Source organism: Salinisphaera sp. RV14 (assembly GCF_052044135.1).
Lineage (GTDB): Bacteria > Pseudomonadota > Gammaproteobacteria > Nevskiales > Salinisphaeraceae > Salinisphaera.
Window position 1 is genome coordinate 40525 of sequence record NZ_JBQDYF010000016.1, and the last position, 13494, is coordinate 54018.

The window sequence follows — 13494 nt, forward strand, 5'->3', positions numbered from 1 at the left end:
GCACCCACCGACACGAGAAAAAAGCCGGTTTAGGCTTTTTTCTTCATCATGCCGAACCGACGGTTGAAGCGCTCAACCTTACCGGTGGTGTCCATAATGTTCTGCTTGCCGGTGTAGAACGGGTGCGTATCGCTGGTGACTTCCAGCTTGATCAGCGGGTAGGTGTTGCCGTCTTCCCATTCGATGGTTTCGTTCGAGTCGATGGTCGAACGCGTCAGAAAGGCGAACTCGCTACCCATGTCCTTGAAGACGACCGGGCGGTACTGGGGATGGATATCCTGTTTCATGATCTCTAGACCGTCGCGTTTGCGATTGGTGGAAGTTGTTCGTGTATCTCGTCGTTAGCGCTCGCGCGTCAACGCCATTGCCAGCTTGCTGTCGCCGACCTCGAAATCGGCCCGGACATCGCCGGCCGGCGTCTCGGCCGTCGCCATCGTGCGCGCCAGCGTCTCGCGCGCGATCCAGTCGCCGTGCGCGGCGATCGCCGCCGCCAACGTATCGTTTCCGGCGCGGTATTCCACCCGGATGCGATCGGCGACGTGAAATTCCGCCTGCTTGCGCAGCCGCTGAATACGGTTCACGACTTCGCGCGCCAGCCCACGCTGGATCAGCGAATCGGTAAGTGTACTATCAAGTGCCACGGTAACGCCATCCTCGCGACCGACCAGCCAGCCTTCGACGCCTTCGGCGGAAACCAGCAGATCGCCCTCGCCCAGCGCCACAGCCTCGCCGTCGGCGGTCACGGTCAGTGCGTTGTCGCGCAGATAGGCCGCGATCGCGTCGTCGTCCAGCTCGGCCACGGCAGCGGCCACCGCCTTCATCTTCTTGCCCAGGCGCTTGCCGAGCTGCTTGAAGTTGGGCTTGGCCTGGCGCTTGACCAGGTCGCCTTCGCCGGCGACATATTCGATGGCATCGACGTTGACCTCGTCGCGCACGATGGCGGCCACGGCTTCCACGTCGGCCCGTGCCACGCCCGGCTCCTCGACCACGAGAATCCGCGCCACCGGCTGGCGCACGTTCAGCCCGGCCTCGTTGCGCAGGGCCAGCGTATTGGCCACGATCGCTCGCGCCAGCGCCATGCGTCGTTCGAGATCGGTGTCGGTCGCGGCCAGATCGGGCGTCGGGAAATCGGCCAGATGCACCGAGGCCCGCGCGTCTTCCTGCGCGGCCAGCTGGCTGTACAGCCAGTCGGCGAAGAACGGCGCGATCGGCGCCATCATCGCGGCCGTATCACGCAGACAGGTCAGCGTGGTGTGGTAGGCGGCGCGCTTGTCGGCCACCGCGGCGTCGCTGGCGTTGTCGTTCGCATCGGCACGTGCGCCGGCCCAGAAACGGGCCCGGGAGCGGCGGATGTACCAGTTCGACAGCGCATCGATGAAACGCTCTACCGCACGCGCGGCCCGCGTCGGGTTGTAGTCGTCGAGCGCGGCCGCGGCCTCCGCGGCGGTGGACTGCAGTCGCGACAGGATCCAGCGATCCAGTTCGGGACGCTCCGCCACGGCCGGCGCCGGCGTATCGGCCGTGAAGCCGTCGATGTTGGCGTAGGTGGCAAAGAACGAGTAGACATTCTCCAGCGTGCCGAACACCTTGGTGCGCGTCTCGCGCAGGCCGCGGTCGGCGTACTTGGTGTTGTCCCAGGGCGGGCTGTTGGACAGCATGTACCAGCGGATGACGTCGGCGCCGTGCGTATCCAGGGCCTCGAACGGATCGACCGTGTTGCCCTTGGACTTGGACATCTTCTCGCCGTTGGCGTCCAGCAGCAGGCCGTTGACGATGACGTTCTTGTAGGCCGGCGAGTCCTGGATCAGCGTGCCGATGGCATGCAACGAGTAGAACCAGCCGCGGGTCTGGTCCACGCCCTCGCAGATGAAGTCGGCCGGGAAGTTCGCCTCGAAGATTTCCTTGTTTTCGAACGGGTAGTGCCACTGCGCGAACGGCATGGCGCCCGAATCGAACCAGACGTCGATGATTTCGGGCACGCGCCGCATGGTGCCGCCATCGGCGGCGGTCCAGGTGATTTGATCGACTTGCGGCTTGTGCAGATCGAGGCTGTCGTCGTCGGCAACCTGATCGCCCGCATATTTCCGCAGCTCGGTTATCGAGCCGATCACGACGATATCGTCCGGGTTGTTGTCGTTCACCCAGATCGGCAGCGGCGTGCCCCAGTAACGATGCCGGGACAGCGCCCAGTCCACGTTGTTGGCCAGCCAGTCGCCGAAGCGGCCGGTGCCGACATGGGGCGGGTGCCAGTGGATCCGGTTGTTGTACTCGACCAGCTTGTCCTTGTGTTTCTGGGTCGCCACGAACCAGGACTCGACCGGGTAGTTCATCAAGGGCGTGCCCTTGCGCCAGTCGTGCGGGTAGTTGTGGACCGTGACCTGTTGACTGAAAAGCAGGCCGCGCTGCTTGAGATCGCGTGCGATCGGTTTGTCGGCGTCCTTGAACCACAGCCCGCCAACCAGCGGGAAATCCTCGCGGAAACGCCCGTCGCGCTCGATCGGGTTGAACACCGGCATGCCCGCGGCCGCGGTGACGGTGAAGTCGTCCGCACCAAAGGCCGGCGCCTCGTGCGCGATGCCGGTGCCGTCGTCGGTGGTGATGAAGTCGGCCGCGATCACGCGCCAGGCGTTGTGCGCCTCGGGATGGTCGGCGAAACAATCGTAGGGCGGGGTGTAACGGCGGCCGATCAGCGCCTCGGCGCCAAACGTCTCGAGGATCTCGGCGTTCTCGCCGAGCGTCGCGGCCACGCACGCCTTCGCCAGGATATAGACCGAGCCGTCCTCGGCGCGTGCCCTGGCGTACTCGATGTCGGGGCCGACAGCCAGTGCCACATTGGACGGCATGGTCCAGGGCGTGGTGGTCCAGGCCAGGATCGCGACATCCGGCTCGTCCTCGAGGAAGAACTTCACCGTGATCGACGGATCCTGCACTTCCTTGTAGCCGAGGCTGACCTCATGCGAGGACAGCACCGTCCCCGAGCCCGGCGAGTACCAGTGAATCTTGTGGCCCTTGTAGAGCAGGCCTTTATCGTGCAACTGCTTGAGCAGCCACCAGACCGATTCGATGTATTCGTTGGAGAAGGTGACATACGGCGCATCGAGATCGACCCAGTAGCCGATCCGACGGGTGAGTTCGTCCCACTGATTCTTGTAGCGCAGCACCGACTCGCGACAGGCGGCGTTGTACTTGTCGATGCCGTAGGCCTCGATGTCCTCGCGCGAGGACAGCCCCAGTTCCTTCTCGACCTCGATCTCCACCGGCAGGCCGTGCGTATCCCAGCCGGCCTTTCGATCCACGCGATAGCCGCGCATGGTCTTGTAGCGGCAGAACGCATCCTTGATGGTGCGCCCGAGCACGTGGTGAATACCCGGCCGGCCGTTGGCCGTGGGCGGGCCTTCGTAGAAAGTGAAGGTCGGGCCGTTAGCGCGCGCGGCCGTGCTGGCCTCGAATACGCCGGCGTCCTCCCACCAGCGCCGGATCTCGGTCTCGACCGCCGGCAGGTTCAGGGGTTTGTGCTCGGAAAAACCGCTCATGGCTCAACGTACTGGTAGAAAACGAGAACAAAGACGGGCGCGGCGCACGAAGGCCCGACCGCTTGATTTCAAATCGGACGCGCCGCTGGCCGTGCCGGCCAACATCGCTCGCCAAAACCTACAGAGCGCGACACTATAAACCCTGCCGCTCGCGCATGCATCGCCGGACGTCTTGCCGGGCCTCAACCGTCGCCGTGGTGATGCTCGTGGCCCGCGTGCCCGGCGCGCGGCGGAACCGGATCGAAGCCGCCTTCGTTGAGCGGATGACAACGCGTGACTCGGCGGATCGCCAGCCAACTGCCGCGAATCGGGCCGTGGCGCGGCAGCGCGGTCAGCGCGTATTCCGAGCAGGTCGGCGCAAACCGGCAGCGCGGGCCAAGCAACGGCGAAATCGCATAGCGATAGAACAGGATCGGCGCCCGCAACAGCGCTACCACCAGCCGGCCGATCATGGCCTTCGATTGTCTAGCAATGCGGCGTAGATGCATGGTTCAAGCTTGACTGACCGGTTTTCCGGCCCAACCTTGTAGCGATAGTTCTCGTCAACGACATTACGCCATGGATGACCGCGTCGAACAGCTCAAGACCACTTTCGAGATGCTGCCGGACTGGGAAGAGCGTTACCGCTACATCATCGACCTGGGGCGCAAGCTCGAGCCGCTCGAGGACGCCGAACGCAACGAAGCGACCCGGGTGCGTGGCTGCATGAGCCAGGTCTGGCTGGTGGCCGACGACGCCGATGACGACAAACTGCATTTCCGCGGTGACTCGGACGCCCATATCGTACGCGGCCTGATCGGCGTGCTGTTGATGATCTATTCCGACAAGACGCCGCGCGAGATCGCCGAAACCGATATCAACCAGATCTTCGCCGATCTCAACCTTGAGCAGCACATCACCATGAATCGCCGCAACGGCCTGTATTCCATGGTGGAAACGATCCAGCGTTCGGCGGCTCATCGGCTCTCGTCCTGAGGCGACCCGATGGTGTCCGATAGCGATCGAATGCGCCATCGCGACGCCTGACCCGGCCGGGCTCGCGCAACCGCCCGGCCGTTTCGAGGCCGGCTATTTGCCCTTGTTCGCGCTGCCGATGGGCACATGCCGGGCCTGGTCCGACCTGGGCTCGGCGGACGAGGCGGCCTGCCCTCCTCCGTTGGCCGGCGCGGATCGAGCACCGGCCCCGCCGGTCGAGCCGGTCGAGGTCTTGCTATCGGCCGCGTTGGCGGCCGGCTTCTGTTCCCCGCCAGCGGCAGCGCTCGCGCCGTTGGGCTTTTTCGTGGCATGGCCCCCCGCACCGCCCGACTGGGACGGCGATGTAGCGGCGGGTTTGCTCGCCGCCGCAGCCGTCTTGCCCGCCGTGTTCGAATCGTTGGCACCGGCCGCCGGCTTGTCGCCCTTGTCGCCGCCACGCGCGGCGGCGCTCTTTTCACTCGCGCTGCTCTGGGTGATCTTCTCCGGCGAAGGCGGCGGTGCGACCATCTTCTCGTCGCTCAGGTCCGCCAGTTTCTGCGCGCCCTCCGACATGTGTTGATACATGTCGCGGTAGTCGTCGACCATGCGCGACATGATCGCCGAGGTCTGCTGGAAATGCTCGCGCACATCGGCCCTTAGATCATCGTGCTTCTGCTTTTCCCTGTCCGCGGCCTCGTTGTAGTCGCTGCCGGCACGGCTGCCGACGAGATAGCCGATGACCAGCGCGATGACCACGCAGACGGCGAGAATGATGATCATGACTACCGGGCTCAGATTCGCCATATTGCGCATCTCCTGGGATTTCGAATTCGGACTATCCACACCATAGTGGTCGGCTCGCTGAACGCCGACAAGGCGACAACAGTCGCAGCCGGGCTCAGCCCGCCGCACCGCCGAGGCATCCACGACGCAAGATTCGTGCAACAAGCCGCGGGGCCAGGCGAACAACGCCGGCGGCCAACCATCATGCCCTCACCCATCCATGCCGCGCCCTCGTTGCAAGCGAGGGCCTGGATGGCGCGTAATTGCCGGGCAGGCAAGGCGCCTTCGAGGACCGTATCAGGAAATACGGGGCAGAGCCGCAACGCGGCGTTGCGTGAAGCGGCAACAGGCCCTAGCCGAGCAGCCGGTTGAATTCCTTGTACATGCACCGGTCCATGATCACGTGGATGCCGTGTGCAGCCGCTTCGCGCGCTGCTTCGTGATGCACCACGCCTTCCTGTAGCCACAGGTTGCGTACGCCTTTCTCGATGCACAACTCCACGATCGACGGCACATGCCGCGGATCGCGAAACACCGTGACCATATTGATGGTATCGGTAACGTATTTGAGATCGGTAAACGCCTTCAGCCCGAGAATGCGGTCGGCGTTCGGATTGACCGGGATGATCTCGTAACCGGCTTCCATCATGCCCTTGGCCACGGCGTACGACGGACGGCTCGGATCGGGCGAGAGTCCGACGACGGCGATACGACGAGCCTGGGCCAGAATTTCTCGGATGCTGACGTCGTCTGTGATTATCGGCACTTATTGATCCTTTGTCTTTGAAGCCTCCGGAATACTCCGGCCCGCCGCTTCGAGCGTCTTTCCGATGCACTGCACGAGCGTCGCGTTGACCCAGACCATGGCGGGTCGGTGCTGGAGAGCGGCGTAGCGCTCGAGCGTATCGGTGCCCACATCGCGATAGACATAGAGCAGCATCAGCGGCAGCCGCTGCTCCAACTTGCGGCGGAGCCCTTTCCTCGTATCCGACAGGATACGCTGAATTTGTGTTTCGTCGACCCGCCCGGACGGGCCGAGTGCGAGATTGCGCGCCCGGATCATGGCGCCCAGCAGGGTCACGTTAAAGCGCGTCTGCAGATCCGCCAGCCGCATGTCGCCGGCGAGTTGGTCAACGAGGCGCAACCGCCGCTTTCGCTGATGACCGGCCGGCTTGTCCGTGAATTGCTTGAAACCGCGGGCGAATCCCGGCTGGCCCACCTTGCGCCGGAGCGCGATCATCTTTCGCGCCAGCGGCTTGTCCAGCCATTCGGCCGCCCGCGCGAGATCGCGAGTCCGGCCCTGGTCGCGTGCCGACTTCGCCAGGCGGCGGATGGTCTGTTCGACCAAAGGCGAGGGTGCAAAGGCCCGATTCACCCGACGATCCACTTGCTGGCGCCGGCCCAGCGCAACCGACTGCGGCAGATTGCGATTGAGCGACCCCGACACCGCGGGCGCGGCCTGGGCCAGCAGTCCCGAGACCTGATACACCGACACCAGATGCCGCGCGGCCGCCCGATCCGTGCGCCCCGAATGCAACGCGCACCCTGCGACAACCAACGCCAACGCAAGCAATGAGCCGATGAGATAGCATCGGCGCGCCCCTTTCATTTGCGACTCGTGCCGTGAACAATCCCGAGACTGTACGCGAACGCCCGGCGCCGACCGCCCATATCACCCGTGTCGACGGGATCGGGACCGAGACGCTGCGCCAGCTGTTGGCCGACTTTCAGCTCAGCGTCACCGAGGTCCCGCTCGACGCCCCGATCCCCGGCAGCTTCTGGGGCGAGGCCGAAGCCGGGTTGCAGGGCGATACGCTGCTGGTGCGCCCCGACACCCCGTTGCATTCCGCGTTGCACGAGGCCGGTCACTACGTCTGCATGGACCCGGCACGCCGGGCCTTACTGGATACTGATGCCGGCGGCGACTACGACGAAGAAAACGCCGTGTGCTACTGGCAGATCATGATCTGCGACCGTATCGATGGCATGGACCGGGCCACGATGTGCGCCGACATGGACGCCTGGGGCTATACCTTCCGCCTCGGCAGCGCGGCCGCCTGGTTTGCCGACGACGCCGAGGATGCGCGAGCCTGGCTGATCGCACAGGGCTTGCTGGATGATGCCGCCGATCGACTGCTCTCGGGCCTGCGCGAGGCCTGAGCTCGACTCGGCTGGGCACACCGTAGCCTGGAAACAACAGTCCGCCAATTCACGCAATCGCCGCAACTAGCGGCGAACGCAAATAACACAGCCAGCAAAACCAGTGATCCCGGCGGGCCATGGCGTGGCTATTGGTCCGCGTTCTAGCTGTCGTTTATTTGCATTAATTCGCGTTCATTTGCGGACGGTTTACGTCTTCTCACACGATCCGGGGCTACTTGCCCTTGGCCTGATCGGCCACGGCCTTGGCGGCTTTCTCGGCCGCGTCGGCATCGCCGAGATAGCCCGATTCAATGACGTTCAGCTCGTCGTCGAGCTGGTAGCGCAACGGGATGCCGGTGGGGATATTCAGACCGGTGATTTCATCGTCGGCAATGCCGTCGAGATACTTCACCAGCGCCCGCAGGCTGTTGCCGTGGGCGGCGACCAGCACGTCGTCGCCGGCTTTCAGACGGGGCGCAATGGCATCGTGCCAGTACGGCAGCACGCGCTCGAGCGTCAGCTTGAGGGATTCGGTACCCGGCAGCACGCGGGCGTCGAGCCTGGCATAGCGCGGATCGTTGCGCGGGTGTCCCGGGTCGTCGACGCCCATTTCGGGCGGCGGCGTGTCGTAGCTGCGGCGCCAGATGTGCACCTGATCGTCGCCGTGCTTTTCGGCCGTCTCCGATTTGTCCAGCCCCTGCAGGCCGCCATAATGGCGCTCGTTGAGCCGCCAGTGGCGCTCGACATCCACCCAGGGCTGCTCCATTTCGCTGAGCGCGATCCATAACGTCTTGATCGCACGGGTCAGCACGGAGGTGAAGGCGATATCGAAGCGGATGTTCTCGTCCGCCAGCAGCCTGCCTGCCCGCTTTGCCTCGTCGCGCCCCGTCTCGGTCAGGTCGACATCGACCCATCCGGTGAAGCGATTTTCCAGATTCCACTGACTCTGTCCGTGGCGCAGGAGTACCAGCTGGCCGGCCATGACCTCTCCTTGGATTGTCTTGTCGTCGGAGAGGGCAGATTAACTTAACTGGCAGCATCACGGGTAATGCCGCGCCCATGCCGGCGCCCGCGACGCCGACACAAGCGGGCCGGGGCCCGGCCGCAAATATCGCGCGAGGGCCGGGTCAGCTGTTGCCGTTGTCGGCGTAGAGAATGTGAATATCGTGCTGAATGCCCCAGTCGCGGGCTTTAGCGACATCGTGACCCATATAGATATCGATCTTGTTGGTCCAGCGCGCGGCCATCTTGTCGCGCACGACATACACCCCGGGCAACCCCTGGATTTTCACCTTGGTGCCGTGGGTGAGACCCTTTTTGATCAGATCGCGCGAGACCGCGATCGCGTGCATTCCCGGCTTGAGCACATCGCCCCACGCCGCCACCGACGGGTCGTGCCGGGTGGTCTGGGCGGGCACCGAGTTGTAGGCCGATGCCGCCACGCTCAACGTTTTCCACTCAACGGATTCTGCACTGGCCGCACCACAACTCGTCAGCAGCAGCAAGCCCGCACAGGCAACGGCGCATACCTTTCGGCGCATATCCGGCCCCTCGGCTGTTCTCGAGCGCGGGATTTTACCCAGTCAAGCTGAACAGGGCCTTTCTGCGATATGAAGATTGACGAAATCCGCGATGCGATCGAGCTCGTCGCCGGCCAAGCGAAGCACCCATGCCAGGGGCGCGATCAACATCACGTGATTCACACCCGGATAAATTTTCACTTCGGCCGATCCGCACGCCTGCCTGACCCGGGCGGCCATATTCGTCGTGTTTTTCGGCAACACCGTGGTATCCGCCCCGCCGTGCAGCAACAGCATCGGCGGCTCGTCGCCATTGACGAAATGGATCGGCTGCGTATTCGGCCCATTAAGTTTCGGCGCGAATATCTTCTGCAGAACGGGGTCGGTGATGGGCAGAAAATCGTACGGCCCGGACAGGCCGATGAAGCCCGATAGATCGTGGATCGAAGCACCGGCATCGGCCAGGTATCGTGCATTCGTGGCCAGCATCGCCGCGATCTGCGCGCCGGCCGAATGGCCGGCCACGAACAGATGGCAGGCGTTGCCGCCGTAGGCGCCGATGTGCCGTTTCGTCCAGGCCACGGCGGCGGCGCCGTCATCGATGAAGGCCGGAAATCTGACGTTCGGGTACAACCGGTAATCGGGCAGGACAGCCGTAATGCCCCGCGAGGCCAACGCCTCGCCGACAAAGCGGTAGCCGTTCTTGTTGCCGGTCTGCCAGCTGCCTCCGTAAAAAAACACCACCACCGGGCGGCCGGCGGCGGGCCTGCGCGGTGCGTAGACATCGAGCTTCTGGCGCGGCTGATCGCCATAGGCGATGTTCGAATGCCGGGCGTAGCCCCAGCGCGGTACCAGGGCATTGATCCAGAACTGGCCGGAACAGGCGGCGCGCAGCCCGGTCAGCAGGCCCATGGCCGCCAGGCGCCCGAACAGGGCAGCGCCGGGCCGACTCACGTCATGGTCACGAATTCTTCCGCACTGGTCGGATGAATGGCGACGGTGTCGTCGAAATCGCGCTTGGTGGCGCCCATCTTCACGGCCACGGCAAAGCCCTGGGTCATTTCGTCGGCGCCGTCACCGATGACATGCGCCCCCACGACTTTTTCGTCTTCGCCCACGCAGACCAGCTTCATGTCGGACGGTGTCTTCTCATCGAGCACGCCGTGGTACAGCGCCACGTAGTGACTGGTATAGATCTTCACCGCGCCGTCGCCATAGGCCGCGCGCGCCTCGGCTTCCGACAGGCCGACGGTGCCGATCGGCGGATGGGTGAACACCACGCTCGGAATGTTGTGATAGTTCAGCCGCCGCTCCGGCATGCCGCCGAACAGACGATCGGCGAGGCGCCGCCCGGCCGCGATGGCCACCGGCGTGAGTTCGACGGCGCCGGTCACGTCGCCCAGGGCATGTATGCCTTCGACCGGCGTGTCCTGCCATTCGTCGACCGGCACCGTGCCGTCGGCGTGGAGTTCCAGCCCGGTGTTTTCCAACCCGAGGCCTTCGGTGTTGGGTATGCGCCCGATGGCCCAGATCAGCTCGTCGAAGCCGCCGATCGTGCTGCCATCCTCGAAACGCGCGACGATACCGCCGTCGCCTTCGGCGAGCTCGGCTACCGGGCGCTTCATGTGGATCGCGATACCGGCGGCGCGCATGCGCTCGATCAGCGTCTCGCCGAGCATGGCGTCGAAACCCGCCAGCACGTGATCCTTGCGCAGCAGCAGCGTGACCCGGCTGCCGAGCGCGTTCAGCACGCCGGCCAGTTCGCAGGCGATATAACCGCTGCCGACAATGGCTACCCGCTCGGGGCGCTGCGTCCAGGTGAAAAACCCGTCCGAATCGGTGCCGAGCGCGGCGCCCGGAATCTCGGGCCAGCGCGGCTTGCCGCCGGTAGCGATCAGCACATGCGTCGCACTGATCCGCCGACCATCGACCTCGACCGTCCGGGTATCGACGAAGTGGGCCTCGCCCGCGACGTATTCCACGCCGCTCTTGTCGAGATTGCGGTCGTAGATGCCGTTCAGGCGTTTGATGTAGGTTTCGCGGTTGGCCACCAGCGTCGACCAGTCGTGATCGGGCGGCACCGCGTTGAAGCCGTAGTCGTGGGCATGGGCCGCGTGGATGGCGAATTCAGCGGCATGCCACATCACTTTCTTGGGCACGCAGCCGACGTTCACACAGGTGCCACCCAGACGCCCACGCTCGACGAGCACGACTTTCGCACCGTGGGCAGCGGCGCGACGCGCGGTGGCAATACCACCGGAGCCACCGCCGATAACGAGCAGGTCACAAGCCTCGGACATGATCCTTGGTCCATCAATCAATCGAATATCCGCATTGTAGGCACGCCGCCGCAGCCCCGGCCAGCCGCGACCGCGCCCTTGATTGCAGCGGGTTGCACCGCATCATCATGCAATTACCGACAATGGCCCGCGAGGCGATAAATGAGTGCAGTGACTGAAGCCGCCGACAATCCGCTCCTCGATATGCTGGCAACCGGCGAACTGCCGGACTTCGAACAGCTGTCGCCCGAACATGCGGAGCCGGCGATCGATACCCTGATCGCCGAGGCGCAGGCGGCGATCGAGCGCTGCACGACCGATGCCACGGCCAGCGGCTGGGCCGGCCTCATCGCTCCGGTCGAGGACGCCGAAGACCGCCTCGAACGCGCCTTCTCCCCGGTCGCACACATGCACGCGGTGATGGACTCGCCGGAATGGCGCGAGGCCTACCAGACCTGTTTGCCCAAACTGACCGCCTTCTCCTCGGAGGTGGGCCAGAACACGGCGCTTTATGAAGCTATCAAGGCGCTTCGCGATGGCGACGAGTTCGCCAGGCTGGATGCGACCCGGCAGCGCGTAATCACCGATCGCCTGCGCGACTTCGAACTGGCCGGCGTGGCCCTGTCCGAAGACGCCAAGGCGCGCTACAAGGAGATCGCGCAGCGCCTGTCGGCGCTCTCCACCACCTTTGAACAGAATGTGCTGGATGCCACCCAGATCTGGCAGCGGCACATCACCGACCATGCCGCGCTGGAGGGCCTGCCCCAATCCGCGCTCGATCTGCTGGCACAGAACGCGGCCCACAAGGACATGGACGGCTGGCTGATCACCCTCGACGCGCCCAGCTTCCTCGCCGTGCTCACCTATGCCGAGGATCGGGCGCTGCGGCATGCCGTGTACGAAGCCTTCGCCACCCGCGCTTCCGATGCCGGCCCGCATGCCGGCGAATACGACAACTCGCCGGTCATGGACGAGATCCTCGCGCTACGGCACGAAGCCGCCGGCCTGCTCGGATTCGACAACTACGCCGAGCGCTCACTGGCCCGCAAGATGGCCGAATCGCCGGCCCAGATCGAAGCCTTCCTGCTCGATCTGGCCGAGCGCAGCTTCGCGCCCGCCCGCGAGGAACTGGCCGCGCTGCGGGGCCTGGCCGCCGAGGACGGCATCGACGAACTGGCCGCCTGGGACATTGCCTACTATGCCGAAAAACTCAAGGAGGCCCGCTACGACTTCTCCGACGAGGACCTACGGCCCTACTTCCCCGCCCCGGCCGTGATCGACGGCCTGTTCAAGGTCACCCAGCGCCTGTACGACGTGAATATCCACGCCCGTGACGACGTGCCCGTCTATCACCCCGACGTGACCGTCTACGAGATCACCGATGCCGACGGCACCTCGCGGGGGGTGTTCTATCTCGACCCGTATGCCCGCGAAGGCAAGCGCGGCGGCGCCTGGATGCATCCATTCCAGAACCGGCGCGTCATGGACGACGGCGGCGTGCAGAAACCGCTGGCGTTTCTCACCTGCAACTTCTCGCCGCCGGTCGGCGGCAAGCCGGCGCTGCTCACCCACGACGAAGTCACCACCCTGTTCCACGAGTTCGGCCACGGCCTCCACCACATGCTCACGCGCGTGGCGCGGCCGTCGCTGGCCGGCATCTCCGGCGTGGAATGGGACGCGGTCGAACTGCCCAGCCAGTTCATGGAGAACTGGTGCTGGTACCGCGAATCACTCGACCTGTTCGCGGCTCACTACGAGACCGGCGAGCCCGTCCCGCAGGCGCTGTTCGACAAGCTCGCAGCGGCCCGCAACCACATGGCCGGCTGGCAGATGCTGCGCCAGGTAGAGATCTCGCTGTTCGACCTGCGCCTGCATCGCGACTTCGACCCCGAGCAGGGTGCCGCCGTGATGGACACGCTCAACCAGGTGCGCGCCGAGGTATCCCTGCTGCCCGCGCCCGAGTTCAATCGCTTCCCGCACAGCTTCATGCACATCTTCGCGGGCGGCTACGCGGCCGGTTACTACAGCTACAAATGGGCCGAAGTGCTATCGGCCGACGCCTTCTCGGCGTTCGAGGAAACCGACCTGTTCGATACTGAAACCGGGCGCCGTTTTCTCACCGAAGTGCTGGAACGCGGCGCCACCCGCGATGCCATGGACAGCTTCGTCGCCTTTCGCGGCCGGGAGCCCTCGATCGACGCGCTGCTGCGCCACAGCGGGCTGGGCGGGCCGAAAGCGGCCTGATCGCAAGCACGCGGGTGCCAGGCCGGATGGCGCCCGCTT

At 64.9% G+C, this 13494-nt stretch carries 13 protein-coding genes; 3 read left to right on the forward strand and 10 right to left on the reverse strand.

Annotated features, from left to right (window positions below):
• Positions 1-29 precede the first annotated feature (29 nt).
• From ACS8Y6_RS14415 to yidD, 3 genes are all read right to left on the reverse strand, one after another.
• Positions 30-287, reverse strand: coding sequence for a type B 50S ribosomal protein L31 (locus ACS8Y6_RS14415; RefSeq protein WP_440855846.1), 258 nt, complete (start codon positions 285-287; stop codon positions 30-32).
• A 54-nt stretch (positions 288-341) separates the two neighbouring features.
• Complete coding sequence (gene ileS / locus ACS8Y6_RS14420; RefSeq protein WP_440855847.1) at positions 342-3533, reverse strand: isoleucine--tRNA ligase; 3192 nt, start codon at positions 3531-3533, stop codon at positions 342-344.
• A gap of 182 nt (positions 3534-3715) precedes the next feature.
• Positions 3716-3985 carry a membrane protein insertion efficiency factor YidD gene (yidD, locus tag ACS8Y6_RS14425; RefSeq protein ID WP_440855858.1) on the reverse strand — a complete coding sequence of 90 codons (270 nt, stop codon included), beginning with the start codon at positions 3983-3985 and terminating at the stop codon, positions 3716-3718.
• 106 nt (positions 3986-4091) lie between these two features.
• Between yidD and ACS8Y6_RS14430 the strand changes: the two genes are divergently transcribed.
• Complete coding sequence (locus ACS8Y6_RS14430) at positions 4092-4508, forward strand: SufE family protein (protein WP_440850795.1); 417 nt, start codon at positions 4092-4094, stop codon at positions 4506-4508.
• Positions 4509-4601: 93 nt separating this feature from the next.
• Here ACS8Y6_RS14430 and ACS8Y6_RS14435 read toward each other — a convergent pair whose 3' ends face one another.
• From ACS8Y6_RS14435 to ACS8Y6_RS14445, 3 genes are all read right to left on the reverse strand, one after another.
• Positions 4602-5291 carry a ZapG family protein gene (locus ACS8Y6_RS14435; RefSeq protein WP_440855848.1) on the reverse strand — a complete coding sequence of 230 codons (690 nt, stop codon included), beginning with the start codon at positions 5289-5291 and terminating at the stop codon, positions 4602-4604.
• 331 nt (positions 5292-5622) lie between these two features.
• On the reverse strand, positions 5623-6036 hold the full coding sequence (locus ACS8Y6_RS14440) for a CoA-binding protein (RefSeq protein WP_440850793.1): 414 nt from the start codon (positions 6034-6036) through the stop codon (positions 5623-5625).
• Complete coding sequence (locus ACS8Y6_RS14445) at positions 6037-6879, reverse strand: hypothetical protein (protein WP_440850792.1); 843 nt, start codon at positions 6877-6879, stop codon at positions 6037-6039.
• A gap of 62 nt (positions 6880-6941) precedes the next feature.
• Between ACS8Y6_RS14445 and ACS8Y6_RS14450 the strand changes: the two genes are divergently transcribed.
• Positions 6942-7430, forward strand: a complete 489-nt coding sequence (locus ACS8Y6_RS14450) for a hypothetical protein (protein WP_440850827.1) — start codon at positions 6942-6944, stop codon at positions 7428-7430.
• Positions 7431-7644: 214 nt separating this feature from the next.
• Here the strand turns inward: ACS8Y6_RS14450 and gpmA are convergent, their stop codons facing one another.
• The 4 genes from gpmA to gor form a co-directional block, all read right to left on the reverse strand.
• Positions 7645-8394: a 2,3-diphosphoglycerate-dependent phosphoglycerate mutase gene (gene gpmA, locus ACS8Y6_RS14455; protein ID WP_440850791.1), complete on the reverse strand. Its 750-nt coding sequence runs from the start codon at positions 8392-8394 to the stop codon at positions 7645-7647.
• A gap of 145 nt (positions 8395-8539) precedes the next feature.
• Positions 8540-8953 (reverse strand): 3D domain-containing protein, encoded by a 414-nt coding sequence (locus ACS8Y6_RS14460; RefSeq protein ID WP_440850790.1) that lies wholly within the window; start codon positions 8951-8953, stop codon positions 8540-8542.
• Positions 8954-8995: 42 nt separating this feature from the next.
• Positions 8996-9886, reverse strand: a complete 891-nt coding sequence (locus ACS8Y6_RS14465) for an alpha/beta hydrolase (protein WP_440850789.1) — start codon at positions 9884-9886, stop codon at positions 8996-8998.
• The gene (gene gor / locus ACS8Y6_RS14470) at positions 9883-11232 is read right to left on the reverse strand and encodes a glutathione-disulfide reductase (RefSeq protein WP_440855849.1); all 1350 of its coding nucleotides are present in this window, start codon (positions 11230-11232) and stop codon (positions 9883-9885) included. Before gor ends, ACS8Y6_RS14465 begins: the two co-directional genes overlap by 4 nt.
• Before the next feature lie 141 nt (positions 11233-11373).
• On the opposite strand from gor, the gene ACS8Y6_RS14475 reads away from it, so the two are divergent.
• A complete protein-coding gene (locus tag ACS8Y6_RS14475; protein ID WP_440855850.1) occupies positions 11374-13455 on the forward strand; it encodes a M3 family metallopeptidase in 2082 nt (693 codons plus the stop codon).
• Positions 13456-13494: the final 39 nt, after the last annotated feature.